Consider the following 20,856-nt stretch of genomic DNA (forward strand, 5'->3'; position numbering starts at 1 on the left):
CGAGAATGCACGGCATCTCATGCTCGCATGGCTCGTGCTTTTCCATGGACCGTTTACAGGCAATGACGACCTTCGTCACGGTGGTCGAGACCGGTGGCTTCGCATCGGCGGCGCGCAAGCTCGATGTCTCGCCGTCTGTAGTGAGCCGTGTCGTGACGGAGCTGGAGGAGCATCTCGGCGTGCGCCTGCTCACGCGCACGACGCGCGTCGTGCGTCTCACCGATGCAGGCAGCGGCTATTTCGAGGATTGCCGGCGCATCATCGGCGAGATCGATACCGCCGAGCTTTCCGCGACCGGCACGCATTCGTCGCCGCGCGGCCTGCTCTCCATCACCGCGCCGGTGATGTTCGGCCGGCTGCACGTCACGCCGATCGTGCTCGACTATCTGCGCCGTTATCCCGAAGCCGATGCGAGCTGCTGGTTCGTCGACCGTGTGGTGAATCTCGTCGACGAGGGCATCGACGTGGCAGTGCGTATCGCGCAATTGCCGGATTCGTCGTTGCAGGCGATCAACGTCGGGCGCGTTCGGCGCGTGCTGTGCGCATCGCCCGGCTATCTCGCCGCGCACGGCACGCCGCGTCATCCCGACGATCTCGCGGGCCACGTGATCATCGCGTCGACGGGCTCGTCGTCGCCGCCGGAATGGCGTCTGCACGACGGCGAGCGGCAGCTGGTCGTGCGCGCGCATCCGCGTTTCACGACGACCACGAACGATTCCGCGATCGCCGCCGCGCTCGCGGATTTCGGCATCGCGCGGCTCCTGTCGTATCAGGTCGCGCAGCATGTGGCCGAAGGGCGTCTCGCGATCGTGCTGCCCGAATTCGAGCCGCCGCCCTTGCCGATCCATCTCGTGCATCGCGAAGGACGCCACGTCACGCAGAAGGTCCGCGCGTTCCTCGACCTCGCCGTGACGAAGCTGCGCGCGGACGAATCGTTGCGCTGAAACGCGCTAAACATGTGCGCCGGCAGATGACATTTCGTCCATCGCCCGGCGAATCGAACGTCCGTTAGCACGACTGCCGTGCAAAGTACCGGCAAAACATGCAACATAGCTGTCTCGAACGATCGCACCGATCGGCGCGCTTTCGGCTTTCCCGAACCTTTACCGGCTCACGCACCATGACGAATCCAACTTCTCCCTCGAATGAACGCCCGCTCGACATGATCATCTTCGGCGGCGGCGGAGACCTGGCGGCGCGCAAGCTGCTGCCGGCGCTCTACATGGCGCACATGCATTGCAACCTGCCCGCCGACACGCGCATTCTCGCGATCGGCCGCAAGGACTGGACGCGCGAGGATTACCTCAAGAATTTCATGGAAGAACAGGCGCGTCCGTTCATCGACGCGAAGGCGTTCGATGCCCAGTCGTGGGACAAATTCCTCGCGCTCTTCGACTACGTGCGCGTCGACATCGAGAATCCCGGCGATTTCGAGCGTCTCGCGCAGGCCGTGCGCCCCGACTCGCAGCGCGTGCTTTATCTTTCGACGTCGCCCGAGCTTTTCGTGACCATCTGCGAGAACCTCGACAGCGCCGGAATCATCGACGATCACGCGCGCGTCGTGCTGGAAAAGCCGCTCGGACACGATCTCGCGTCCGCGCGCGCGATCAACGATGCCGTCGGCAAGCACTTCAAGGAAGAGCAGATTTATCGCATCGACCATTATCTCGGCAAGGAAACCGTGCAGAACCTGATGGTGCTGCGCTTCGGCAATGCGATCTTCGGGCCGCTGTGGCAGGCGCCGTATATCAAGAGCGTGCAGATCACGGTGTCGGAGACGGTCGGCGTGGGCAGCCGCGCGGGCTTCTACGATCACACAGGCGCGTTGCGCGACATGGTGCAGAACCACTTGCTGCAACTGCTGTGCATCGTCGCGATGGAGCCGCCGGTGTCGCTCGATCCTGACGCCGTGCGCGACGAAAAACTGAAGGTGCTGAAATCGCTGCGGCCGATGACCGTAGCCGATATCGCGCGCGACACCGTGCGCGGCCAATACACGGCGGGCGCGGTCGGCGGCGAGGCGGTGAAAGGTTATCTCGAAGAGCAGAACGTGCCCGCCGACAGCCGCGCGGAGACGTTCGTCGCATTGCGCGCGCATATCAACAACTGGCGCTGGGCGAATGTGCCGTTCTTCCTGCGCACCGGCAAGCGCATGCAGAATCGCCGCTCGGAGATCGTCATCGATTTCGCGGATCTGCCGTTCTCGATCATTCCGGATGGTCCGCGTCACTATGGCAACCGGCTGACGATCACGCTGCAGCCGGAAGAGTCGATCCAGTTGCAGATGCTGGCGAAGGAACCGGGCAGCGGCATGCACATGCAGCCGGTCACGCTCAACCTCGATCTGCAACAGGCCATGACGCAACGGCGCGCGGAGGCTTACGAGCGCTTGTTGATCGACGTGATTCGCGGCAGGCTCACGCACTTTATGCGTCGCGACGAACTGGAAGCCGCGTGGACGTGGGTCGAGCCGATTCTCAACGGCTGGAAGGAGCTGGGCGACCGGCCGCGCGGGTACACGGCGGGGACGTTCGGACCGGCGGCGTCGAGTGCGTTGATGGCGCGGGAGAATCAGGCCTGGGCGGAAGAGGCTTGAGTCATTGCGCGATGCGGTGGTGTTCGTTCACCGCATCGCGACGCGCGATGTCCGCTTCGCGGCCCACGCCGCCCCTGCGGCCATCACCGCCGACAACACCACGATCCCGCCCAGAATCCCCACGAGCCTCATCAGCGCCGGCATCGGGTCCGACGACCAATGATGGTCCTGCACGAACACCATGATGAACGCGATGCCGAACTGCCGCCCGACATAGCTCGCGCCCTGCGAGCCAGTCTGCACGTGACAGCCGATCCACACGCCCGCGCACAGCGCGACCATGCAGGCGAACGCGTTATCGCCCAATAGCGGCAGCAGCGCGAGACTCACCGCGCCCGCGAGCAGGCAGCCGATGAAGCGCTGGATCATGCGCTCGGCGATCGGCTTGCGCGTCGGCTTGCCGAGCGCCGATGCGGGCAGGATCAGCACGGCGACCGCCGTCACCATCGCCTGCGCGAAGCCGGACAGATCCCACGTGTAGGCGAGCGATGCCAGGATCATCACCGACCACGCGCCCTGCCACGCGAGGCGCTTGCGCATCGCGAGCGCGATCTGCTCGGCGCGGGCGACGTGCGTCGCGTCGAGCGCCTGCACGGCCTGGGCCGCATCGGACGGAATGACGGTGACGGCTTGCGCGTTGACGCCATCGACGCGATCCACCGTGGATGCCGCCTGCGCGCGCGGCACCGGCGGCGCGCCCCGCGACTTGCGATAGTGCTGCACGCCCGCATGAAAGAGCGCCGACACGGCCACGCACGCCACCGTCCCGACGACGACTTCCGCGACCCGCAGCAGCGCGAACGACGCCGTCGCCGCCGCCGATACGAGCCGATGCGCCTCGAACGTCACCATCAGCGACGTCACCGCGCCCAGCACCCACGCGTAGCCCGCATCCGACACGAGCGCGCGATACACCGACACGCCCACGATCACGCCGAGCAGCGGCACGAAGAGCCAAGGCACGTCGCCGACCGTCGCGCCCGCCACCGCGCCGATGATCGCGCCCGCGACCGTGCCGACCACGCGGTGCACGCCGCGCTGCGCGCACGCGGAGAATTTCGACTGCATCACCGCAAAGCCGCTGATCGCCGCCCACCAGATGTTGCTTAAGTGGAACGCATAGGCGAGCGCCACCGCGAGCCCGACGGACAGCATCGCCTGCGTGGCGAAGAGCGCGCGCGCGGGCGTCGGTCTGATCGCGATGAGTTCGCGTCCGAGCGCGGCGAATGCGTCGCGCACCATGTGGACGTACGCAGCCACGGCTTCGGCGCTTTCGGGCGGAATCGGGCGGGCGCTGCGGGAAGAATCGTCGGTCGGCATCGTTGTGGCGATCAGGGCGTCTGGTTCGAGCGTAGCCGCCGATCGTCCAGATGCAAAGCCGAACCGCACGCGATGCGGCAAATCCGCTACACGAGCTGCGAGAGGGCAAACGCCGTGATGAGGTTGTGGAACGCATGCACGGCCGTCACGACCCAGAACGGCGAGCCGCGCTTTTCCTGCTCGACGACGAATACCGTCGCAAGCACGAGGCCGCCCGCCGCCGCGCGCACCATGTACGGCACGCTATACGTGTGCGCGAGCCCGAACGCGATGGCCGACACCGACACCGCCCACGCAATGCGCCAGCGCAGCTTGCGCCGCACGAAAACGATGATCGCCCACTGAAAAACGAACGTTTCGATGGGCGGCATGATCGCACACGCGACGATCAGCGCCGCGACGAACCCGATGCCCTGTAACGGGAGATGCGGACCGCCGACCGGGACATCGGGCGCGATCAGCATCACGAGTCCCATCGCGACGATATTCGCCGCATAGCCCGCGATGACGGCGACGACGATCAGCACGGGCGTCGGCAGACGCGTCAGAAACGCAAACGCCGATTCGGCCGAAAGCAACGATGCGCGCGCGAGCCGGTTCATGCGTCACACGCGCGAAGTCAGCAGGCGAATGCCCGCCGCGCCGAACACGAGCGCGAGGCACGCATCGAGGCCGCGCTGGACGCGCGTGTAGAGGCGCCGCGCGGACGCCATCGAGAAGAGCGCGGCATATCCGCCGAACACGCACACGCCGATGCACAGACACCCCGCGACGACCACGAGCATATGTCCCGGCCCTTCGCCCGCCGACGAGCCGAGCGCCGCCACCGACATCCACACGAGAATCGCCTTCGGGTTGGTGAGATGCAGGAGCGCGCCGCGCGCATAAAGCCTGCGCCCGCTTTGCCCCCGCGCATCCGCCGATGATTGCCGCAGCGGAGGCTTCAGCGCGGCGCGCCCCGATTTGAATGCGAGCCACAGCAGGTACAACCCGCCGCAAATTTTCACGCCGACGAGAAAGCCCGAGTACGCAGTGAGCGCGGCGGAGAGGCCGAGCGCCGCGAGCATCGCCCAGAAGAACGAGCCGGACATGACGCCCGCCGCGAACGCGAATGCCGCGCGCCTGCCCGACGTGCTCGCGATCGACATGATCGCGAGATTGCTCGGCCCGGGACTCGCCGTCCCGACGAAATACGCCGAATACGCGATGAGCAAATTTGCGCTGAGCAAGGCGTGGCCGTTCATGGCGGTCGTGTCTCCGTTTCGATTCTCGATATTTGACCGGAGAAACGCGCGCGCGTCCATGAACGCCTGGCGTTCGCGCGGGCAGGCCAGTTCCTTGCGGATGCATGCGGTGCTATCTTTGAAGGCGCGCAACGAGCCTCGTATCTCCATCGGATGCACCCTCACACAAGGACACATCATGGCGAAAGTTCTGGTTCTCTACTATTCGATGTACGGCCACGTCGAAACGATGGCGCAGGCAATAGCCGAAGGCGCGCGTGGCGTCGCCGGCGCGGAGGTCACGTTGAAGCGCGTGCCCGAAACGATTCCCGCCGATCAGGCCGCGAAGATCGGCGTGAAGCTCGATCAGCAGGCGAGCGTCGCGACCGTCGACGAACTCGCGGATTACGACGCGATCATCTTCGGCACGCCGACGCGCTTCGGCAACATGGCCGGCCAGATGCGCACCTTTCTCGATCAGACCGGCGGGTTGTGGGGCAAAGGCGCGCTCATCGGCAAGATCGGCAGCGTGTTTTCGTCGACGGCTTCGCAGCACGGCGGGCAGGAAACCACGATCACGTCGTTTCATAGCACGCTGCTGCATCACGGCATGGTGATCGTCGGCGTGCCGTATGCATGCGCCGGGCTCACGAATATGAGCGAGATTTCAGGCGGTACGCCCTACGGCGCGACCACGATGGCATCCGCCGACGGCAGCCGCCAGCCTACGCAGAACGAACTCGATATCGCGCGCTATCAAGGAAAGCATGTCGCCGAACTGGCGACGAAGCTCGCGGGATAGCATCGACGCCGCGTTCAGGCTTCGACGTCGAGCTTCACTTCGTAGAGCGGCTTGCCGTTCAGATCGTGCAGCGAGACGGTCATCGCGCGGCTCGCGGGATCGATCTTCGCGCGGCCATAGAACTGTTGCAACGACGCGGGGGAGCGATTCTGCGGGTTGTCGTTCGGCACGCTCACGTAGCGCAGTTCCGGCCCGAACGTCGTGTCGAGATCGTTGGGTCCGAACGTGCCCGCGTTGATCGGCCCGCCGACGAATTCCCAGAACGGCTTGAACTCGGTGAACTTCGCGCGCGACGGATCGTAATGCGTGGCCTGTGCGTAGTGCACGTCCGCCGTGATCCACACGACGTTCCTGATGTCTTCCTGCTTGATGAAGCGCAGGATCTCCGCGAGCTCCAGTTCGCGTCCGAGCGGCGCGCCGTTGTCCGCATTGGCCCATGCCTCGAACGTGCCCTTCGGCACGTCGGGATTGGCATCGGGCACGACGAGCGAGATCGGCATGTCGCTCGCGATCACCTTCCACGTCGCGCGCGACGCCTTCAACGATGCCTTCAGCCACGCCGTCTGCTGCGAGCCGAGAAAGGCCGAATCGGCATCGAGACGCATCTGCCGGTTCGGCGAGTTCGCGCCGCGATACGAACGCTCGTCGAGCATGAAGACATCGAGCAGCGGACCGAACTGAAAACCGCGATACACCTGCTCCGGATCGAGCTGATCGATGCGATACGGGTTGTATTCGAACATCGCCTGCTTCGCGCGCGCTTCGAGCAGGTTGATCGAGCGCGTCTGATAACGCTTCTCCGCGTCGCCTATTCGCTGGCCCGGATACCAGTTGTTGCGCACTTCGTGATCGTCCCATTGCACGAGGAACGGCACTTCCGCGGCGAAGCGGCGCTTGTTCCTGTCGAGCTGGTTGTAGGCGAAAGCCGCGCGATAGTCGTCGAGCGTCTGCGCGACATGCGACTTGCCTTCGGTGACGATGTTGGTCCACATCGTGCCGTCGGGCAGCTTCACTTCCGGCTCGATCACGCTGTCCGCGTAGATCTGATCGCCCTGATGGATGAAGAAGTCGGGCGCTTCGCGGCGCATCGCCTCATAGATGCGATAGCCGCCGAAGCGCTCGTTGATGCCCCAGCCCTGCCCCGCTTCATCGCCGGAGAAGACGAAGGTGATCGGCTTGTTCGCATCGAGCGATGCCGTGCGCAAGCGTCCCGTCATCGGCTCGCTGTAGGCCTTGCCATCTACGAGATCCTGAAAGCGCACCCGATAGAACACGTCTGCGCCCGGCGGCAGACCGGTCAGATCGACGCGTGCCGTGAAGTCGCTGCTGTCGAGCGCGGCCGGCCCGATGCGCCGCTGAAACGTCTCGAAGCGCTCGCTCGTCGAATACTCGACGATCATGCGCGCCGGACGGTCCGAGCGGCTCCAGACGATGCCGCTCGTCGCCGTGACATCGCCGCTCATCACGCCGCCGGGTAGTTGCGGACGCAACTTGTCGGCGGTGACGACGGCGGGGGCGACGCCTTGCGCGAGGGCATCGGCGAGACCCGCGCCCGTGAGCGCGAGCCCCGTGCCGGAAACGAGACCCTTCAGCAAGGTGCGTCGGGACGGCTTGACGATGCGATCCGGCATGGCGAACTTCCTCTCGAACTGTATGGTGAAGTGACGCGCTGCGTCGAATCGACGATGGTAAAGCGTAACGGTGTCGCTTTTGTTTCAACGGGCGCTTCATTGCCCGCATGATTCGATGCGATGAGCACGCGACGATTGCTATGACGGCTCACCGCATCCGACACGCTATCTTCCCAGAAGCGCCAGTTCGTGGCCTTCGTGCGGCCGATCACGATGAGGTCCGCATCGAACTCGCGCGCCGCATGCGCGATTACGCGCGCGAGCGTCGTGCCGCCTGGCAGGTCTATCGTCACGCACACGCCGTTGATGCTCGACGCGCGTATCGCCTGAAGCGTGCGCTTCTCGACTTCGCGCGCGAGTTCGTCGACATGCGCGAGCGCCGCGCCGAAGTCGTACTGCGCGGACGATATCGCCCAGAAAGGCATACGGTCCACCACATGAAGCGCCGTGAGGCGCGCATTGCATTCGCGAGCCCGCGCGATGCCGAGCGCGAGCGCTGCGTGGCTGTTATCCGGACCCACTGCGACGAGAATGTGCTGTTGCATGATGTCGTCTCCGATTCAATGCATGCGCCACGCGTGCTTTACCGCATCGATCACGGCGGCCTCGGTGCAAGTCATCACGCCGTCCGCGACCACGGCCGATTCGCAGAGCGTGAGCACGTCGCGCCGCATGCGTTCGTCGCGCACTTCTTCCGCGAGCTGTCGCACGACGCGTGGATCGACCCGACACACGTCGTCCCACGTGAGAAAGGAACAACGCGTGAGGTCTTCGCAGACTTCGCGCACGACTTCATGCAACTCGCCTGCATGCAGCCCGAGCCGCGCATAGAAGCCGCGCCGTTCGAGCTCTTCGATTTCCGCACTGCCGATATGGCCGTCCGCGATCAGCGACATCACGACGATGCGCGCGGCCGCGCGGGGACTATCCGATGGGTAGTGACGCATGGCATTTCTCCTCGATGGAACGTCGTCAACGAAAGGCAGTGCGATGGTTTCGATGGGACCGCGCCGCCTGGATGCTTCGCATCGTAAGCGTGGAGAATGAGCATCGAATGAGCGTGTCGCGCATGGATCGATGTATGAGCAGACCGAACAACCGCGCTGCAAAGCGTTGGCCGGCGCACGACAGTTCGATTTTCTTCGCGCGCCTTCGTGCGCTGCCGGAGCCTTGCCGCACAAGGCCCGGACACGTTTCACCCAACGACTGGCATAGCCGATGCATAAGGCATGGCCGTCGCGTCATGACTGCCTGCCACTGTTTGACGCGACCGGGCCGGCCGCCTCGTGCGCCGGCCCGTTCCTTCCGGCGCCGCGGCCTTCGTATCGCGAGTCACCGGCGGCACGCGCAGGCGCCAAGGAGATCACCATGAACAATTTCGATGACGCTTTCGAAGCGCTGATCGGCAGCGAAGGCGGGTACTCGTTCCATCCCGCGGACCCGGGCGGCGAAACGATGTGGGGCGTGACCGCGCGCGTCGCGCGCGGCTACGGTTATGCCGGCGCGATGAAGGACTTGCCGCTCGAACTCGCCAAGCGCATCGCCAAACAGAAGTACTGGGACCCGCTGCATCTCGACGAATTCGATCCGCGCGTCGCCTTCCAGATCTTCGATGCGAACTACAACGGCGGTCTCGTCGTGCTGTGGATGCAGAAGGCATCGGGCGCGAAGGAAGACGGCAAGTTCGGCCCCGATACGGTCGATGCCGTGAAAGCCGCCGATCCGATGCGCTTCGTCCTGCGCTTCATCGCGTATCGATTGCGTTATCTGAAGGGCCTGCATGCGTGGCCGACGTTCAGCCGCGGCTGGACCGACCGCATGGCGACGAATCTTCTTCTGGGAGCAGCATGATGGACTGGACGAAAGTGGCGGCAAGCATCGGCGCCAAGGCGCCTCTTCTCGCGGGTCTCATCGGCGGGCCGGTCGGGCTCGGCGTGACGACGGCGGCCGCGATCATCTCGCATGCGCTCGGCACGCCGAGCGATCCGGATGTCGTCGAGACCGCGCTCAACGATCCCGCCGCGCTCGACAAGATCAGTCAGGCGGAAAGCGCGAATTCGTTGCAGTTGCAACAACTGGTGGTCGCGGCGGCGCAGGCGCGCCTGTCGTTCGAAGCGGACATGGCGCGCATTGCGGCGGGCGACCGTGCCGATGCGCGCGCAATGGGCATCGCGAACAAGGACTGGGTGCCGAAGGTCCTCGCGATGTGCGTCACGGGCGGCTTCTTCGGCATCCTGCTGTTGATGGCGCTTCGTGCGTTGCCCGAGGCGAATCGCGATCTCGTGAACGTCGTGGTCGGCGCGCTCGGGACCGCGTGGATCAGCATCATCGGGTATTACTTCGGGACGTCGGCGGGCTCGATGCGCAAGACCGAACTGCTCGCGCAACCGAGCGTGCCGATCACGCCGGAGACAGCCGTCACGTTGCGCGATCCCGCGCCGGCGACGGCCACGCGCGATCAGTCCGGCGCGAACGCCGATCATGCGCCGCGCGCATTCATCCCGGGCGGACAAGGCCCGATCTTCACGGGCGCGTCGTGAACTTCTTCGCGTCAAAGTCCGGTTCGCGGATCGTAGGGACGCGCCGGATGATGCGCGATGTTCTCGAACTGCGGCCGGATCGCATCGCTGAAGGTGGTCTTCTGCTGATCGTTCAGGCTGCCGTAGAACTTGAGCCACGCTTTCGCGGATTGCTCCGATAACGGCGCGTCCTGCTGACGGATCTTCTGGTCCATCGCGTGCAGCGCGGGGAGATCGAGGATCGGCTGCTTGAGCATCGTCTGCATGCGCGCCTGCATCTGGTCCGCGTTCATGCGCTCGGATGAATGGCTCTCGCGCATGGCGTCGAGCGCGGCTTGCCATTGCACTTCCTGATCGGCCGTGAGGTTCAGTTGACCGTGCAGCGTGCGCATGTCGAGCGGCTGTGGGTGAACGGCTGCGCTGTTATCCATCGGCAGCGCCTGTGCGTAGACCGGCGCGGAGCCGAGCCCGAGCGAGAGCGCGGTGACGATGCTTACCGCCGAGAGTTTGAGAAGCAGGCCGGTGCGTTGTGCCTTGCGCGAGTTCGCCGATGCGTTGAGCTGAGTCATTTCGTTCCCCTTTCCTCTGTCGATGTCCGATGTGGTTGACCGGGTTTGTCGCGGTAACCATGGAAAGGAGTGTAGGGAGGGGGAATTAGGGGAAAGTGAGGGCGTTCGGCCCTCCCGAAAACCCTCACCTCTGGAGCGTCGGCCCTCGCCGAAAAGCCTTTGAAACACGGGCTTCGGGCACGTCCGAACCGCATGTTCCCGAAAACCCTCACCTTCACGCTGAACACGACCCAACTAGATCACATTCAACATCGACAACGCCGTCTCCTGCAACGGATGCAACACGCGGGCAAGCGCGGCCGCGCCCGTCTCCTTTCCGATCGGCATGTTCGCCGACAACGCCGCCACCACCTCACCGTGCCGGTTCTTCATTGGCACTGCGATGCCGCGCACGCCCATCTGCAATTGCTGCTCGATCTCGACGTAGCCGTCGACCCTCGCCTGCCGGATCTTTTCGTAGAGCCTTTCCTTGTTGGTGATCGTGAGCGGCGTGAAGGGCTTGAACTCGGTCGCGTCGAGCCAGCCGCGCACCGATGTCTCGTCCATGTAAGCGAGCATCGCGATGCCGCCCGACATCAGCGCGGCCGGCACGCGCGCGCCGAGCACGAAGCCCGTCGTCATCACGCGCGTGGAGCCGTTGCGCGCGATGATCACGAGATCCCAGTCGTCGAGCACGCTCACGTACACCGATTCGTGGATCAACGCGCTCAACTGCTGCAAGTAAGGCTGCACGATGCGCGGCAGCCGCGCCGATTCGAAATACGACCAGCCCATGCGCAGCACGCGCGGCGTGAGATTGAAGAGCTTGCCGTCGGTCTGCACGTAGCCGAGATGCGCGAGCGTCAGGAGATAGCGGCGCGCCGCCGTGCGCGTGAGGCCGGTGCGCATCGCGGCTTGTGTAGGCGTCATGCGCGCGTGCTGATCGTCGAAGGCTTCGAGGATCGCGAGACCCTTTTCGAGACCGGCGATCCAGTCGCGTTTGTCGAGTTCCGGTTTAGTCATGCTGACATGTCTGTTTAGTTATGGAACGCGCGGTGTTTCGGCGCTCGACGAAGCCATTTGCTAGTGCTAACCCCCAAAGTGATCGATTATCGGACACACGCGTGCGATAATCGCGCAAAATTTATCATAAATCGTTGATGGAAAGGGGTTGCGCTCTTATTCTCCAATCACTCTCAGAGCGACGCGCAATTCAGATGTTCCGAATGCCCGCCGCTCGGCCAGGTTTCAGGCTCAACTCCATAAACCCATTGTTCGGAGACATCTACATGGCTAGCCCTAAGGAAGACGCGCACGGCGGCCGCCAGGCGAAAAAAGCGACCGCGAGCGGTTGGATCGGCTCGGCGCTGGAGTACTACGACTTCTTCATTTACGCCCAGGCAGCAGCGCTTATTTTCCCGCAGTTGTTCTTCCCGTCGGGTAATCCGAAGGTCGCCATCATCGCGTCGCTCGCGACGTACGGCGTGGGTTACGTCGCCCGTCCGATCGGCGCATTCGTGCTCGGCCATCTGGGCGATACGCACGGCCGCAAGAACGTGCTGCTCATCTGCATGTTCCTGATGGGTTTCTCGACGATGGCCGTCGGTCTCCTGCCGACGTATCACAGCGTCGGCATGCTCGCACCGGCGTTGCTCGTCGTCTTGCGCCTGATTCAGGGCTTCGCGGTGGCCGGTGAAATCTCCGGCGCAAGCTCGATGATTCTGGAGCACGCACCGTTCGGACGCCGCGGCTATTACGCGAGCTTCACGCTGCAAGGCGTGCAGGCCGGCCAGATTCTCGCCGCCGCCGTGTTCCTGCCGCTCGCCACGTTCATGCCGGAAGACATGTTCAACTCCTGGGGCTGGCGCGTGCCGTTCCTGCTGTCGGCGTTCGTGCTGGTCGCGGGCTACATCATCCGGAAGGAAGTGCACGAAACGCCGGCGTTCACGTCCGAAGAATCGCACGGCGGTCTGCCGAAATCGCCGATCAAGGAAGCGTTCGCCAACAGCACGCCCGACATGATCCGCGTCGTCTGCATGGCGCTGATGAACGTGATTCCCGTCGTCGCGACGATCTTCGGTGCGGCGTATGCGGTGCAGGCTTCGTATGGCATCGGCTTTCACAAGAGCGTGTACTTGTGGATTCCGGTCGTCGGCAACGTCGTCGCGGTGCTGGTGATTCCGTTCGTCGGCAATCTGTCGGACAAGATCGGCCGTCGCCCGATGATGATCGGCGGCTCGCTCGTCTCCGGCCTGCTGGCGTTCGCGTATCTCTATGCAATCAGCATCCACAGCGTGCCGCTCGCGTTCCTGATGTCGCTCTTGATGTGGGGCGTCGTGTATCAAGGCTATAACGCGATCTTCCCGAGCTTCTATCCGGAACTGTTCCCGACCCGCTCGCGTGTTTCGGCGATGGCGATCGCGCAGAACATCGGCACCACGATCACCGCGCTTCTGCCCGCTCTCTTCGCCGCGGTCGCGCCCCCGGGATCGAACAACATCCCGCTGACGGTCGGCGCGATCGCGTTCGGCGTGACGATCATCGCGGCGATCGCGGCTTACTCGGCGCGTGAGACGTATCGCATCCGCCTGAACGATCTGGGCAAGAAGGACGCCGTGCCAATGAGCGAGCAGGAATATGAACGTCTGCGCGCCGATTCGATGTCCGTGGATAAGGTCGCGAAGGCGCACCACGCATAACGTATCGGGTTGGCCGTGTTGGAGTGATTTGCCGGGCCCTTCGGGGCCCGTTTTTTTATTGCGCGTCCGGTTAGTGTCCGCGCCTGCGCCGCGCATCGCGATAACATGAATGCCCTCTCACCCATGACGCGGAGGCATGAATGGCCGGCTTCAACGAACGCATCCTCAACGGCATCGGCGTGTTCGCCGCGATTGTCGATGCGGGCACCTTCGCCGCGGCGGGCGATCGTCTCGGCATGTCGCAGCCCGGTGTGAGCCGCGCGATCGCGCGTCTCGAAGCGCGCCTGAAGATCCGTCTCTTCGACCGCACCACGCGCAGCGTGTCGCTCACCGACGACGGCCGGCGTTTCTTCGAGCACGTCATGCCGCATCTCGCGGGACTGGAGGAAGCCGCGGCGAGCGCATCGGAGGGCGCGACGGCCGTGCGCGGCCGCCTGCGCGTGAACATCGATCCGATCTTCTCGCGGCTCTTGCTCGGCCCCAAGCTCGATGCGTTCCTGAGCGCGCACCCCGAACTGCAACTGGAGCTCATTACGAGCGACCGTCTCGGCGACATCATCGCGGACGGCTTCGACCTCGCCGTGCGCTTCGGCGAGCCGCGCGATTCGAGCCTCGTCGCGCGCAAGCTGCTCGATACGCCGGTGCGCACTGTCGCCGCGCCTTCGTACATCGCGCGGCACGGCAAGCCCGCGACGCCGCAGGCGCTCGCCGACAACACGCACACGTGCATCGAGTTTCGCGATCCCGAAACGGGGCGGCCGTTCGCGTGGGAGTTTCATCGCAAGAAGAAGCGCCTGACCGTGCAGACGCGCGGCCGTCTCACCCTCAACGATCCCGCCACGATGCTGAGCACGATTCTCTCGGGCTATGGCATCGCGCAGATTCTGCTGCTCGGCCACGAACACCTGATCGCCGATGGCAAGCTCGTCGATCTCTTTCCCGACTGGCCCGACGAGCGCTTTCCGCTCTATGCGTTTTATCCGTCGCGGCACCATCCGCCGGCGAAGACGCGCGCGTTTCTCGATCTCGTCATCGCGTTGACGGGCGCGAGCTGACGCGACGCGTCAACGCAATGCTTTCTCGAACCAGTGATCCGCATAAGGCTCGTCGCTGAACGCGGCAACCTCCACATAACCCGATCGCCGATATAGTCCGACGGCCTGCGTCAGCGCCTTGTTGGTTTCGAGACGCAGGACTTCAGCGCCGCTTCGACGCGCGTGCCGTTCGGCCTCTTGGAGCAATCGCCGTCCGACGCCCAGTCCGCGAGCGTCAATCCGAATTCATGCCTGCGCTTGTGTCATGGCTTCTATGCGGCTCTTCTCGCGACGCCACGTTGCGGGCGGCTTGCCGACGAGACGCTTGAACGCGCGTATGAACGCCGCTTCGGAGGCGTAGCCGACGTCCTGCGCCACGGCCGCGATCGTCGAATTCGTGTTGCGCAGCAGTCCGGCCGCGACCTGCATGCGCCAGTTGACGAGATATTGCATCGGCGGCAGGCCGATCATGTCGACGAAACGCTCGTGCAATGCCGAGCGCGACAGACCCACGCGCTCGCCCAGCTCTTCGACCGTCCAGTCATGCGCGGGCGCGTCGTGCATGACGGCGAGCGCGCGGCCGACGAACCGATCGCGCAAGCCCGCGAGCCAGCCGCGACTTTCGTCGGGGAGGACATCGACATAACGGCGCACGGCATCGACGAACATCATTTCGCTCATGCGTTCGAGCATCGCCTCGCCGCCCGGCCGCTTGTGGCGCGATTCCAGCACGGCCTGCTGCATGAAGTGATTGATCCAGCCCTGCGTACCCGTCTCCTTCAGATGCAAGAGCCGCGGCAACGTCGCGATCAGCGGATTGAACGGACGCAGATCGCAGCCGAGAAAGCCGCATACGAGCATCGTTTCGTATGAATCGCCGGGACAGGGATCGTCGCGCGCTTCGACCGCGTCGTAGGTGAGCGTGAAGGGCAACTGGTCGATCTTCGCCGAGAGCGCGGTCACGTCCACTTCGGCGCGAATGCCGGGGGCGCTCGAGATCACGTGCGCGTCGCCATGCGGAAACACGATGATGTCGCCGCTCGCAAGCCGCACCGGCGCTTCGCCGACGATCGCGCCCCAGCAGTTGCCGTGCGTCACGACGTGATACTCCATCACGTGCTCGCATTCCGGCATGACGATGCTCGCGATATCGCGCGCGGGCGGCGCCTCCGCGGCCCAGCTGCGATTGCCGCTCACGTGAAAGAAGAGCGCGCCTCGCAGGCGCACCGTGCGCAGCACATCGGAAAGGATGTCGTGACTCATGTCGGCTCCCGCGTTCGAAAGCATCGCCGTGACGCGGCGCGAAGACGAAGCGGACGAACGGGCAATTCGCGGCGACTCGCGGACAGGCGTCGAAGCGATGGTAACGGGATACTGCCCGTGCCCGCCATCAGGGCGACGCTGGACACATCATTCGGAAACTGGAGAAGCAACCATGCATGCGTTGAATACATCCGCGGTTCGCGACGAGCCGATCACGCCGCAACCCGACTTCGCCGCGATCAAGTCCCGGCAGCAGGCCACCTGGGCAAGCGGAGACTTTGCGGTGATCGGCACGACGTTGCAGATCGTGGGCGAGATGCTTGCCGAAGCGATCGACGTGCGCGCCGGCGAACACGTGCTCGATATCGCCGCCGGCAACGGCAATGCGACGCTCGCCGCCGCGCGACGCTTCGCCCACGTGACATCGACCGACTACGTGCCCGCGTTGCTCGAAAAGGGCCGTGCGCGCGCGAATGCCGATGGGCTCGCCGTCGACTTCAAAGTAGCCGATGCGGAAGACCTGCCCTTCGACGACGGCAGCTTCGATGTCGTGCTATCGACGTTCGGCGCGATGTTCACGCCCGATCACAAGCGTCCCGCGAGCGAGATGCTGCGTGTGGCGAAGAGCGGCGGGCGCATCGGCATGGCGAACTGGACGCCCGAAGGTTTCATCGGCCAATTGTTCAAGATCATCGGCGCTTACGTGCCGCCGCCCGCGGGACTGCAATCACCCGCGCTCTGGGGCACGGAGCCGCATCTCGTCGCGCTGTTCGGCGCAGAAGCCGCCGATATCCGTTGTGTGCGCAAGCACTTCAACATGCGCTATGAATCGAGCGCGCACTGGATTCAGGTGTTCCGCGATTTTTACGGACCGGTGCATCGCGCGTTCGCCGCGCTCGACTCCGCTAAGCAGGCGGATCTCGAACGCGATATCACCGCACTGCTCGAACGTTGCAATGTGGCGGGAACGTCGTCGCTCGTGGTGCCGAGCGAGTACATGGAAGTCGTGATCGTCAAGCGTTGACCGCGATGCACGCGCGCCGGCGTGTGCATCGCGTCGGCGACTCACAGCGTGACAGGCTTCTCGCTGCGCGCGCTTTCGATGATCGCCGCGAGCGTCGCGGCATTGTCGAGGCTCACCTGCGCGTAGTATTCGATGGCGGCGGCGTCGCGCGTCGCGATCATGCGCGCAAAGCTTTCCGCCGCGAAGAAGAAGCCGCTGCCCACATCGGACGCAATCGGTTCGAACGGCACCGAATTCGGAATGCCGCGCCGCACGCGCATCTGGCTCGGCAGATAGCCGTATCGGTCGCCGGCCGTTTCCGAGCTCGTGTGATTGAGATACTCGGTGTCGATGGTGCCTTGCGAGCCGATGATCGTCGCGTACCGATGATTCGCCGCATCCATCGCGCACGAGACCTGCGCGCGGCGGCCATCGGCATAGACGAGCGTCGCCATGAGACTGATGTCGACCTTGCTGTCCGCCCATGTCGCGACGGCGTCGACGCGCTGCGGCGCGCTTCCCATCACGAGACGAACGAGGCTCAGCGGATAGCTGCCCGCGTCGAGCAGCGCGCCGCCGCCGAGCTCGGGCTTCATGCGGATGTTCGCGCCGGGATTGCCCACCGTGAAGCCGAAGCTCGCCTGAATGGCGCGCACCTCGCCGATCGCGCCCTCGCCGATCAACGTCATCATCGCGGCGGTCTGCGGCTGAAAGTAATACGGGAACGATTCGAGCAGCATCACGCCGTTGCGATCGGCGGCCTCGAACATGCGCGCGGCTTCGTCGCGATCGAGCGCAAGCGGCTTTTCGCACAGGATGTGCTTGCCGTGATCCGCGGCCTTGATCGCCCATTCGGCATGCAGGCTGTTGGGCAATGGAATATAGACGGCGTCGATATCCGGACTCGCGAGCAGCGCGTCATAGGTGCCGAACCATGTGTCGATGCCGTTCGCTTGCGCGAATGCTTTCGCGTTCTCGTCGCTGCGGCTCGCGACGGCGACGACGCGCACGCTTTCGCTTGGCTTCACGTCACGCGCGAATTGCCTGGCGATGTTCGCGCCGCCGAGAATGCCGAGGCGCAGGACGGATGAATCTTGAGTGGAAGACAAGGCGGGCTCCTTGAGTTTGTACCAACTGGTTCATCCTCGAAGGTAACACATTCGTACGCGAGTCAGGGCGCGCATCGGTCGGGGCGAACCTTCGTGCCGCGCCGTTCGGCGGGCACGTGGCAATTGTCGACGCGTTGCTCGTCGCTTGCCTTGTCGCCCAGGCGCTCTTTCAGCGTCTTCGGTTCGGAGGCCGCGGCGGGCGTGGTGGCATTGTCGGCAAACACGACGCCGGTCATCGCGAGAGATACGCATAGAAGGACGAGCTTCTTCATGATAGGCCCGGCATGAAGAGATGAAACGACAAGCATCGTCGCATCTGCAACCGATGACGCCCCGCTTCTTGCGCTTTCATTCACGCATGCATTGCGCTGACGATATCCTTCGCGTGCGCGGTCGATGCAACCGCCCGCAAGCCGCGCACCGTGACGACGAGTCCGCTCGCATCGGCGCGATTCGCGACTTCGAGCGTCGCGTGATGCCGTTGCGCGACGCGCAGCGCGATCGCGAGGCCGAGCCCGCTGCCATGCCCCGACGCGCCCACGCAGCGATAGAAGCGGTCGCATACGCGATCGATCTCGCTGTCCGGAATGCCCGGGCCGGAATCGAGCACGGTCAGCGCGATGCCTTCCTCTTCGCGCCGCAACGTCACGTCGACACGGCCGCCGTGCGGCGTATGACGGATCGCGTTGTCGAGCAGGTTGTTCACGAGCGCGGCGAGCGCGTGCATGTCGCCCATGACGATGAACGCGTCATGTTCGTCTTGCGCATGTTCGAGTTCGAGGCCGAGGTCGATCGAGCGCGCTTCGGCCAGCAACGAAAAATCGCTCACGCGAATTTCACACAGCGCGCGCAGGCTCATGGGCGCGATGGCCGCCTCGCGCGCGGCGTCTTCGCGCGCCATGCTGAGCAGTTGCTGCGCGAGGTGGATCAGGCGATTCAGGCGGCCATCGATTTTCGCGAGCGTCGCGGCATCGACCTGTAGCGAACCGTCGCCTGTCGCGCCCTGGATTTGCAGCTTGAGCGCCGTGAGCGGCGTGCGCAACTCGTGCGCCGCATCCGCGACGAACGTGCGCTGCGCCTGCGATGCATCGCCCAGACGCGCGAGCAAGTCGTTCAATGCGCTGACGAGGGGATGCAGTTCGTCGGGCATCGGCTTGTGGAATGCAATCGGTTCGAGCGACTCCGGCGAGCGCGCGGCGAGCGAATGCGACAGCCAGCGCACCGGCGAGAGCCCGCGCGCGACGACGAAGAGCACGATCACGACGATCACCGGTATCAGCAAGGCGAGCGGCCAGATCGTGCGCAGCGCGAGCGAGATGGCGAGATCGTCGCGAATGTAATAGGGCTGGGCCACCTGCACGAAGCGGTCCGGCTGCGCGACGCCGAACGCGCGCCAGCGAAACCCTTCGCGTTCAGCCGATTCGAAGCCCACGCCGAAGCGCGGCAACGCGGGCTCGTGAGGCGAGTGATAGATGAGCCGCCCCGAGCGGTCCCATATATCGATGACGAGCCTGTCATCCGCAATGCCGTGCAGCTCGGGATCGCGTCCGTGCGCGACGTCGTCGGCGTTGATGTTGTGCGGCAGCGAGAGCGCGACGGTGCGCAGCTCGTAATCGAACAGCTCGCCCGCCTCCAGCCGCGCGGCGTTGAATATACCGACGCCCGCGATCAGACACGCGACGCCGAGACCGCATATGAGCCATCCGAGGAGCCATCGGCGGATCGATGTCATCCGATCCTCTTCAGGCGATAACCGACGCCGCGCACTGTGACGATTTCCTCCGCGCCGATCTTGCGCCGCAAGCTGTGCACATGTACTTCGATCGCGTTGCTGCCGACTTCCTCGCCCCAGCCGTACAGTTTTTCTTCGAGTTCCGAGCGGCGAAACACGCGCGATGGCTCCTCGATCAGCGCCTGCAGCAGCGCGAACTCGCGCGGCACGAGATTGAGCGCGACGCCGCCTTTGCCTGCTTCGTGCGCGGCGGGATCGAGGGTCAGCAAGCCGTGCGAATACACGGGATGCTTGTGGCCCGTGCGGCGTCGCAGGAGCGCACGCACGCGGGCGGCGAGCTCGTCGAGATCGAAGGGCTTCATCAGGTAGTCATCCGCGCCGGCATCGAGTCCGCGGATGCGGTCATCGACGGCATCGCGCGCGGTCAGGATCATCACGGGCGCATCGCCGCCGTTCTTGCGATAAGCGGCGAGCACGTCGAGACCGTCGCGCCTGGGCAGATTCAGGTCCAGCAGCACGAGGTCGTATACGCCGTTGCCGAGCGAAAGCTCCGCGGCCCGGCCGTCCTGTGCCCAGTCCACCGTGTAACTCGCGCGGCGCAACGCGGCGAGCACGGTCTCCGCGATCATCTCGTCGTCCTCCACCAATAACAGGCGCATGCGCTTTCTCCGGGCTCGAACACGTCGCCAGCGATTCTCCAGCCCGCATGCTTAAGCGCCCCTTAAGCTATGCGCGCTGCCGCACACGTGTGCCACCTTATCGGCGTTACGCGCGTGCTGCTTAAGCATTGCATAAGCATCGTCCACGCACTATACCGTCGAGCGAGCCGATTCGCGGCCGTGCGGTCCGGAGATGCCGATGCGATCGTCCACTCTCGTTTCCCTGCGTGCGAATGCGGTGCTGATCGCATGGTGCGTCGCCGCGTCGGATGCAGCGTGGCTCACGGTCTGCGGCTGCACGGGCCATGCGCATGCGCTCGAAAGCATCACGGTGCGCCTCGCGACGCTCGTGAGCGCGGCGGGCATCGTGCTCGTCGTGCGGCGCATCGCGAAACTCGCATTCGATGCCGCGCGAATGAAGCATCGCATCGAATGGGCTGCGGACCGGATCGTGATCGATGGAACCTGTCCGGGCGACTGGCTCGTGCAGCTTCATGCGGAACTTCATCCCGACGGCTCCCGGCCAAGCGCCGCGCAAGCCTGTCCGCGCGCGGCGGCGTCGCGCAAAGTGCCACGCGGTCGGGCGTGACTCGGAACTCGCCCGATCTCCTTCACCCGGCCTCTCCGCCGGGTTTTTTTCGTCCGCACCGGTTTCTTGGCGGGACGTTTCAATGTTCGTTCGTCTGCCTAACCAAGCATTCTTAAAGGCCTTGGCGAA

23 protein-coding genes are annotated in these 20,856 nt (G+C 64.6%); 9 read left to right on the forward strand and 14 right to left on the reverse strand.

Going from position 1 to position 20,856, the window contains the following annotated elements; translation table 11 throughout:
• Window positions 1-44 precede the first annotated feature (44 nt).
• Window positions 45-944, forward strand: a complete 900-nt coding sequence (locus tag NCS28_RS21155; protein WP_250515718.1) for a LysR family transcriptional regulator — start codon at window positions 45-47, stop codon at window positions 942-944.
• A gap of 176 nt (window positions 945-1,120) precedes the next feature.
• Entirely contained in the window at window positions 1,121-2,596 is a 1,476-nt protein-coding gene (gene zwf / locus NCS28_RS21160) for a glucose-6-phosphate dehydrogenase (protein ID WP_250515719.1), read from the forward strand.
• A gap of 27 nt (window positions 2,597-2,623) precedes the next feature.
• On the opposite strand, the gene NCS28_RS21165 is transcribed toward zwf, so the two are convergent.
• From NCS28_RS21165 to NCS28_RS21175, 3 genes are all read right to left on the reverse strand, one after another.
• On the reverse strand, window positions 2,624-3,916 hold the full coding sequence (locus NCS28_RS21165) for an FUSC family protein (protein ID WP_250515720.1): 1,293 nt from the start codon (window positions 3,914-3,916) through the stop codon (window positions 2,624-2,626).
• Window positions 3,917-4,002: 86 nt separating this feature from the next.
• Window positions 4,003-4,518, reverse strand: a complete 516-nt coding sequence (locus NCS28_RS21170; protein ID WP_250515721.1) for a CPBP family intramembrane glutamic endopeptidase — start codon at window positions 4,516-4,518, stop codon at window positions 4,003-4,005.
• A gap of 3 nt (window positions 4,519-4,521) precedes the next feature.
• Window positions 4,522-5,160, reverse strand: coding sequence for a LysE family translocator (locus NCS28_RS21175; RefSeq protein ID WP_250515722.1), 639 nt, complete (start codon window positions 5,158-5,160; stop codon window positions 4,522-4,524).
• Between the two features lie 178 nt (window positions 5,161-5,338).
• Here NCS28_RS21175 and wrbA point away from each other — a divergent pair, with 178 nt between their 5' ends.
• A complete protein-coding gene (wrbA, locus tag NCS28_RS21180; RefSeq protein ID WP_250515723.1) occupies window positions 5,339-5,941 on the forward strand; it encodes an NAD(P)H:quinone oxidoreductase in 603 nt (200 codons plus the stop codon).
• Between the two features lie 14 nt (window positions 5,942-5,955).
• Here wrbA and NCS28_RS21185 read toward each other — a convergent pair whose 3' ends face one another.
• Genes NCS28_RS21185 through NCS28_RS21195 form a run of 3 tightly spaced genes read right to left on the reverse strand, consistent with a single transcriptional unit; the run spans window position 5,956 to window position 8,519 of the window.
• Window positions 5,956-7,572 carry an alkaline phosphatase D family protein gene (locus tag NCS28_RS21185; RefSeq protein WP_250515724.1) on the reverse strand — a complete coding sequence of 539 codons (1,617 nt, stop codon included), beginning with the start codon at window positions 7,570-7,572 and terminating at the stop codon, window positions 5,956-5,958.
• Window positions 7,530-8,117 carry a universal stress protein gene (locus tag NCS28_RS21190; RefSeq protein ID WP_250515725.1) on the reverse strand — a complete coding sequence of 196 codons (588 nt, stop codon included), beginning with the start codon at window positions 8,115-8,117 and terminating at the stop codon, window positions 7,530-7,532. The genes NCS28_RS21185 and NCS28_RS21190 overlap by 43 nt, the downstream gene beginning before the upstream one ends.
• Window positions 8,118-8,132: 15 nt before the next feature.
• Entirely contained in the window at window positions 8,133-8,519 is a 387-nt protein-coding gene (locus NCS28_RS21195) for a tellurite resistance TerB family protein (protein WP_250515726.1), read from the reverse strand.
• A 421-nt stretch (window positions 8,520-8,940) separates the two neighbouring features.
• Here NCS28_RS21195 and NCS28_RS21200 point away from each other — a divergent pair, with 421 nt between their 5' ends.
• Together NCS28_RS21200 and NCS28_RS21205 are read left to right on the forward strand one after the other, a co-directional pair.
• Window positions 8,941-9,423 carry a glycoside hydrolase family 108 protein gene (locus NCS28_RS21200; RefSeq protein ID WP_035502886.1) on the forward strand — a complete coding sequence of 161 codons (483 nt, stop codon included), beginning with the start codon at window positions 8,941-8,943 and terminating at the stop codon, window positions 9,421-9,423.
• Window positions 9,423-10,112, forward strand: a complete 690-nt coding sequence (locus tag NCS28_RS21205) for a hypothetical protein (protein ID WP_250515805.1) — start codon at window positions 9,423-9,425, stop codon at window positions 10,110-10,112. Before NCS28_RS21200 ends, NCS28_RS21205 begins: the two co-directional genes overlap by 1 nt.
• An 11-nt stretch (window positions 10,113-10,123) precedes the next feature.
• On the opposite strand, the gene NCS28_RS21210 is transcribed toward NCS28_RS21205, so the two are convergent.
• Both NCS28_RS21210 and NCS28_RS21215 read right to left on the reverse strand, forming a co-directional pair.
• Entirely contained in the window at window positions 10,124-10,660 is a 537-nt protein-coding gene (locus tag NCS28_RS21210; protein ID WP_250515727.1) for a Spy/CpxP family protein refolding chaperone, read from the reverse strand.
• 234 nt (window positions 10,661-10,894) lie between these two features.
• The gene (locus tag NCS28_RS21215; protein ID WP_250515728.1) at window positions 10,895-11,662 is read right to left on the reverse strand and encodes an IclR family transcriptional regulator domain-containing protein; all 768 of its coding nucleotides are present in this window, start codon (window positions 11,660-11,662) and stop codon (window positions 10,895-10,897) included.
• A gap of 266 nt (window positions 11,663-11,928) precedes the next feature.
• Between NCS28_RS21215 and NCS28_RS21220 the strand changes: the two genes are divergently transcribed.
• Together NCS28_RS21220 and NCS28_RS21225 are read left to right on the forward strand one after the other, a co-directional pair.
• Window positions 11,929-13,338: an MFS transporter gene (locus NCS28_RS21220; protein ID WP_250515729.1), complete on the forward strand. Its 1,410-nt coding sequence runs from the start codon at window positions 11,929-11,931 to the stop codon at window positions 13,336-13,338.
• 140 nt (window positions 13,339-13,478) lie between these two features.
• Entirely contained in the window at window positions 13,479-14,393 is a 915-nt protein-coding gene (locus NCS28_RS21225; protein WP_250515730.1) for a LysR family transcriptional regulator, read from the forward strand.
• A gap of 9 nt (window positions 14,394-14,402) precedes the next feature.
• Here the strand turns inward: NCS28_RS21225 and NCS28_RS21230 are convergent, their stop codons facing one another.
• Both NCS28_RS21230 and NCS28_RS21235 read right to left on the reverse strand, forming a co-directional pair.
• On the reverse strand, window positions 14,403-14,618 hold the full coding sequence (locus NCS28_RS21230) for a GNAT family N-acetyltransferase (RefSeq protein ID WP_350029806.1): 216 nt from the start codon (window positions 14,616-14,618) through the stop codon (window positions 14,403-14,405).
• The gene (locus NCS28_RS21235; RefSeq protein ID WP_250515732.1) at window positions 14,619-15,635 is read right to left on the reverse strand and encodes an AraC family transcriptional regulator; all 1,017 of its coding nucleotides are present in this window, start codon (window positions 15,633-15,635) and stop codon (window positions 14,619-14,621) included.
• Between the two features lie 172 nt (window positions 15,636-15,807).
• Here NCS28_RS21235 and NCS28_RS21240 point away from each other — a divergent pair, with 172 nt between their 5' ends.
• The gene (locus NCS28_RS21240) at window positions 15,808-16,659 is read left to right on the forward strand and encodes a class I SAM-dependent methyltransferase (protein ID WP_250515733.1); all 852 of its coding nucleotides are present in this window, start codon (window positions 15,808-15,810) and stop codon (window positions 16,657-16,659) included.
• A gap of 41 nt (window positions 16,660-16,700) precedes the next feature.
• Here NCS28_RS21240 and NCS28_RS21245 read toward each other — a convergent pair whose 3' ends face one another.
• The 4 genes from NCS28_RS21245 to NCS28_RS21260 form a co-directional block, all read right to left on the reverse strand.
• On the reverse strand, window positions 16,701-17,747 hold the full coding sequence (locus NCS28_RS21245) for a Gfo/Idh/MocA family protein (protein ID WP_250515734.1): 1,047 nt from the start codon (window positions 17,745-17,747) through the stop codon (window positions 16,701-16,703).
• 62 nt (window positions 17,748-17,809) lie between these two features.
• Window positions 17,810-18,019, reverse strand: a complete 210-nt coding sequence (locus tag NCS28_RS21250) for a hypothetical protein (protein WP_250515735.1) — start codon at window positions 18,017-18,019, stop codon at window positions 17,810-17,812.
• An 80-nt stretch (window positions 18,020-18,099) separates the two neighbouring features.
• Window positions 18,100-19,479: an ATP-binding protein gene (locus NCS28_RS21255; protein ID WP_250515736.1), complete on the reverse strand. Its 1,380-nt coding sequence runs from the start codon at window positions 19,477-19,479 to the stop codon at window positions 18,100-18,102.
• Window positions 19,476-20,138 (reverse strand): response regulator, encoded by a 663-nt coding sequence (locus NCS28_RS21260; RefSeq protein ID WP_250515737.1) that lies wholly within the window; start codon window positions 20,136-20,138, stop codon window positions 19,476-19,478. The genes NCS28_RS21255 and NCS28_RS21260 overlap by 4 nt, the downstream gene beginning before the upstream one ends.
• Before the next feature lie 199 nt (window positions 20,139-20,337).
• Here NCS28_RS21260 and NCS28_RS21265 point away from each other — a divergent pair, with 199 nt between their 5' ends.
• Window positions 20,338-20,727 carry a hypothetical protein gene (locus tag NCS28_RS21265; protein WP_250515738.1) on the forward strand — a complete coding sequence of 130 codons (390 nt, stop codon included), beginning with the start codon at window positions 20,338-20,340 and terminating at the stop codon, window positions 20,725-20,727.
• Window positions 20,728-20,856 lie beyond the last annotated feature (129 nt).

It is taken from the genome of Caballeronia sp. INDeC2 (assembly GCF_023631325.1).
Taxonomy (GTDB): Bacteria; Pseudomonadota; Gammaproteobacteria; order Burkholderiales; family Burkholderiaceae; genus Caballeronia.

Coding starts and splice junctions, on each gene's coding strand:
- NCS28_RS21240 (WP_250515733.1), top strand. CDS start 15,808: ATGCATGCGTTGAATACATCCGCGGTTCGCGACGAGCCGATCACGCCG.
- NCS28_RS21190 (WP_250515725.1), bottom strand. CDS start 8,117: ATGCAACAGCACATTCTCGTCGCAGTGGGTCCGGATAACAGCCACGCA.
- NCS28_RS21215 (WP_250515728.1), bottom strand. CDS start 11,662: ATGACTAAACCGGAACTCGACAAACGCGACTGGATCGCCGGTCTCGAA.
- NCS28_RS21165 (WP_250515720.1), bottom strand. CDS start 3,916: ATGCCGACCGACGATTCTTCCCGCAGCGCCCGCCCGATTCCGCCCGAA.
- NCS28_RS21195 (WP_250515726.1), bottom strand. CDS start 8,519: ATGCGTCACTACCCATCGGATAGTCCCCGCGCGGCCGCGCGCATCGTC.
- NCS28_RS21220 (WP_250515729.1), top strand. CDS start 11,929: ATGGCTAGCCCTAAGGAAGACGCGCACGGCGGCCGCCAGGCGAAAAAA.
- zwf (WP_250515719.1), top strand. CDS start 1,121: ATGACGAATCCAACTTCTCCCTCGAATGAACGCCCGCTCGACATGATC.
- NCS28_RS21265 (WP_250515738.1), top strand. CDS start 20,338: ATGCGATCGTCCACTCTCGTTTCCCTGCGTGCGAATGCGGTGCTGATC.
- NCS28_RS21200 (WP_035502886.1), top strand. CDS start 8,941: ATGAACAATTTCGATGACGCTTTCGAAGCGCTGATCGGCAGCGAAGGC.
- NCS28_RS21185 (WP_250515724.1), bottom strand. CDS start 7,572: ATGCCGGATCGCATCGTCAAGCCGTCCCGACGCACCTTGCTGAAGGGT.
- NCS28_RS21210 (WP_250515727.1), bottom strand. CDS start 10,660: ATGACTCAGCTCAACGCATCGGCGAACTCGCGCAAGGCACAACGCACC.
- NCS28_RS21260 (WP_250515737.1), bottom strand. CDS start 20,138: ATGCGCCTGTTATTGGTGGAGGACGACGAGATGATCGCGGAGACCGTG.
- NCS28_RS21250 (WP_250515735.1), bottom strand. CDS start 18,019: ATGAAGAAGCTCGTCCTTCTATGCGTATCTCTCGCGATGACCGGCGTC.
- NCS28_RS21235 (WP_250515732.1), bottom strand. CDS start 15,635: ATGAGTCACGACATCCTTTCCGATGTGCTGCGCACGGTGCGCCTGCGA.
- wrbA (WP_250515723.1), top strand. CDS start 5,339: ATGGCGAAAGTTCTGGTTCTCTACTATTCGATGTACGGCCACGTCGAA.
- NCS28_RS21255 (WP_250515736.1), bottom strand. CDS start 19,479: ATGACATCGATCCGCCGATGGCTCCTCGGATGGCTCATATGCGGTCTC.
- NCS28_RS21205 (WP_250515805.1), top strand. CDS start 9,423: ATGGACTGGACGAAAGTGGCGGCAAGCATCGGCGCCAAGGCGCCTCTT.
- NCS28_RS21175 (WP_250515722.1), bottom strand. CDS start 5,160: ATGAACGGCCACGCCTTGCTCAGCGCAAATTTGCTCATCGCGTATTCG.
- NCS28_RS21170 (WP_250515721.1), bottom strand. CDS start 4,518: ATGAACCGGCTCGCGCGCGCATCGTTGCTTTCGGCCGAATCGGCGTTT.
- NCS28_RS21155 (WP_250515718.1), top strand. CDS start 45: ATGGACCGTTTACAGGCAATGACGACCTTCGTCACGGTGGTCGAGACC.
- NCS28_RS21225 (WP_250515730.1), top strand. CDS start 13,479: ATGGCCGGCTTCAACGAACGCATCCTCAACGGCATCGGCGTGTTCGCC.